This is a genomic window from Melaminivora alkalimesophila, assembly GCF_000282995.1.
In the GTDB taxonomy this organism is placed as follows: Bacteria; Pseudomonadota; Gammaproteobacteria; order Burkholderiales; family Burkholderiaceae_C; genus Melaminivora; species Melaminivora alkalimesophila.
This window is the reverse complement of the sequence record NZ_ALEE01000541.1, coordinates 1-2,770: the sequence shown is the minus strand read 5'-3', so window position 1 is coordinate 2,770 and position 2,770 is coordinate 1. Positions and strand designations below refer to the sequence as shown.

3 protein-coding genes are annotated in these 2,770 nt (G+C 72.3%); 1 reads left to right on the top strand and 2 read right to left on the bottom strand.

Annotated features, from left to right (window positions below; all coding sequences use genetic code 11):
- Positions 1 to 133 precede the first annotated feature (133 nt).
- Both dtd and A612_RS10665 read right to left on the bottom strand, forming a co-directional pair.
- Positions 134 to 592 (bottom strand): D-aminoacyl-tRNA deacylase, encoded by a 459-nt coding sequence (gene dtd / locus A612_RS10670; RefSeq protein ID WP_019374476.1) that lies wholly within the window; start codon positions 590 to 592, stop codon positions 134 to 136.
- Complete coding sequence (locus A612_RS10665; protein ID WP_040436618.1) at positions 589 to 1,563, bottom strand: cation diffusion facilitator family transporter; 975 nt, start codon at positions 1,561 to 1,563, stop codon at positions 589 to 591. Before A612_RS10665 ends, dtd begins: the two co-directional genes overlap by 4 nt.
- Before the next feature lie 105 nt (positions 1,564 to 1,668).
- Here A612_RS10665 and A612_RS10660 point away from each other — a divergent pair.
- Positions 1,669 to 2,770: GGDEF domain-containing protein (locus A612_RS10660; protein WP_141630350.1), on the top strand; the 1,102-nt coding region annotated here is incomplete at its 3' end.

The following is a 2,770-nucleotide window of genomic DNA, read 5'->3' as shown; positions in this document are numbered from 1 at the left end:
GACAGTTTCATCCGCGCGCACGGCAGCGAGGCCTTCGCGCGCGAGGTCCAGCAGGCGCTGCCCCTGTCGCGCTTCCTGCTGGTGATGGCGGCGCTGTTCTTCTGGAAACAGTAGGGCGCGGGGCGGCGGGCACCTAGGCCTGCCCGCCCGCCGGCGCGATGCGCAGCGGGATGGTCACCGGGCCGTCGTTGACCAGGTGCACCTGCATCTCGGCGGCGAATTCCCCCGTCTGCACCAGCGGGTGCGCCTCCCGGGCGCGCTCCACGAAATGCGCGTACAGCCGCCGCCCCTCGGCCGGGGCCGCGGCCTGGGTGAAGCTTGGCCGGTTGCCGCCGCGCGTGTCGGCCGCCAGCGTGAATTGGCTGACCACCAGCAACCCGCCGCCCACGTCCTGCACGCTGCGGTTCATCTTGCCGGCCTCGTCGCTGAAGATGCGCAGCTTCAGGACCTTGGCCAGCAGCTTCTCGGCCTCGGCCTCGCTGTCGCCCTGCTCGGCACACACCAGCACCAGCAGGCCCGCGCCGATGCGCCCCACCACCTGGCCCGCGACCTCCACGCGCGCCTCGCGCACGCGCTGCAGCAGCGCGATCATGGCAGGCGCTCCGCGCCGGGCTCGGCCTCACGGCGCCGCGCCTGCAAGGTCTCGAACACCGTCGTATGGTCCGTGGGCAGCAGTTCCAGCGTGGCGCGCAGGCCCGGCACGGCATGCAGCAGCGCCTGCTCGACGCTGCGGCGTTCGCGCGCCGCCTGACCGAGCGTCCAGTCGTGCGGCACGTGCATGTGCAGGTCCAGGTGGTTGCGCGCCCCGGCGCGGCGTGAGGCCAGGGCGTCGAAATACACCCGCCCGCCGCTGTCCTCCTCGTGGGCGCGCAGCACCGCGTGCACGCGCTCGAGCAGCTCGGGCGCCATGGCCTCGTCCATCAGGCCCTGCGAGGCGCCCCACAGCAGCCGCGCGCCCTCGCGCAGGATGTTCAGCGCCACGCCGATCGCCACCACCGGGTCCAGCCACAGCCAGCCGGTGGCGCGCACCGCCAGCAGGCCGGCCACCACGCCGATCGAGGTCCACACGTCGGTCAGCAGGTGGCGCGCATCGCCCTCCAGCGCCGCCGAGCGGTGCACGCGCGCGGCGCGCAGCATGCCCCAGGCGAGCAGCGCGTTGCAGGCCGTGCTCGCCAGCGCCAGCCCCATGCCCCAGCCCAGCTCCATGACCGGCTGGGGCTCCAGCAGCCGCAGCACAGCCGCCCAGATGATGGCCGCCGCCGCCCCGAGGATCAGGATGCCCTCGAAGCCGGAGGAGAAATACTCCGCCTTGTGGTGGCCGAAAGGGTGGCAATCGTCCGCCGGGCGGCGCGCCACCGTGACCATGGCCAGGGCGAACACCGCGCCCGCGAGGTTGACGAAGGATTCGAGCGCGTCGGAGAGCAGGCCCACCGAGCCGCTCACCCACCAGGCCAGCGTCTTGAGCGTGATGGTCAGGAGCGCCACCGCCACGGAGACGCGCAGGAGATTGACCGGCGTCATCCACGCCGGCAGGGCCCGCCGCTTCCATCCGAGTTCGAACATGGTGGCATTATCCGGCCCGCGCCCTTTCGCCGCCCGGCGCCTGGGCCCCATGCTCGGTTTCGCTAATGGACGGCCGCAGCAGCGCAAAGCACCATCTGCCCACCCATGGAAGCCCCGTTGCCTGCCCCCAGCGAGGATCCCCACGCAGGCGGCGCTGCAGCCGCGCTGAGGATCGACAGCCCGTTCGCGCGCCTGCTGGCTGATGCCGTGCCCGTGATGCTGGCCTACTACGCGTCGCAGGAGCTGCGCTGTGTCTTCGCCAATGCCCGGTATGCCCAACTGAACGGCTTCACCCCCGAGACCATCCTCGGCCGCACGGCGCGCCAAGTGCTGGGGGAAGACACCTGGGCCTTCGTCGAGCCCCACATCCGGCAGGTGCTGCAGGGCCAGGCCGTGCGCTACGAGCGCGAGCAGGCGCTGCCGGGAGGCGGGGTCCGCTTCCTGGAAGTGAGCATGGTGCCCCACCTCGTTCCGCCCTCCCCGGGCGGCGCGCCGCTGGCCGGCGTCTTCGTGCTGGTCAGCGACATCACGCACCACCGCCTCGCCGAGCGCGCGCTGGCCGAGAGCGAGGAGCGCATGCGCAAGTTCACCTCCGCCTCGGAGGAAGGCATCATCTTCCACACGGACGGGGTGATTCTCGACTGCAACGAGGCGGCACTGCACCTGACCGGCTTCGCGCGCGAGGAGGTGCTCGGCCGGCCGCTGCGGGAGTTCATCCTGCCGCAGTACCAGCAAGCCGTGCGGGCCTACACCGCCGAGCAGCGCGAGGACGTCTACGAGGTCGGGGTGCGTCGCAAGGACGGCGGCGCAATCCACCTGGAAGTCATCGGCAAGAGCCTGCCCGGGGCGGCCTCCGGCCAGCGCGTGGTGGTGCTGCGCGACGTGTCGGCGCGCAAACAGGCGCAGGCGCGCGCCGAGTTCCTGGCGTTGCACGATGCGCTCACCCAGCTGCCCAACCGCCCCCACCTGATGCAGCACCTGGCGCGCGTGCTGACCGAGTCGCAAGCGCGCGGCCAGCGGGTCGCGCTGCTGTTCGTCGACCTGGACCACTTCCGCACCGTGAACGACTCGCTCGGCCACGAGGCCGGGGACCGGCTGCTGCGCGAGATGGCGCGCCGCCTGCAGGGAGGCTCGAAGACCGGGCAATTCGTTGCCCGCGCCGGGGCGGACCAGTTCGTGCTGGTGCTGGAGGCGGTCGCCGATGCGC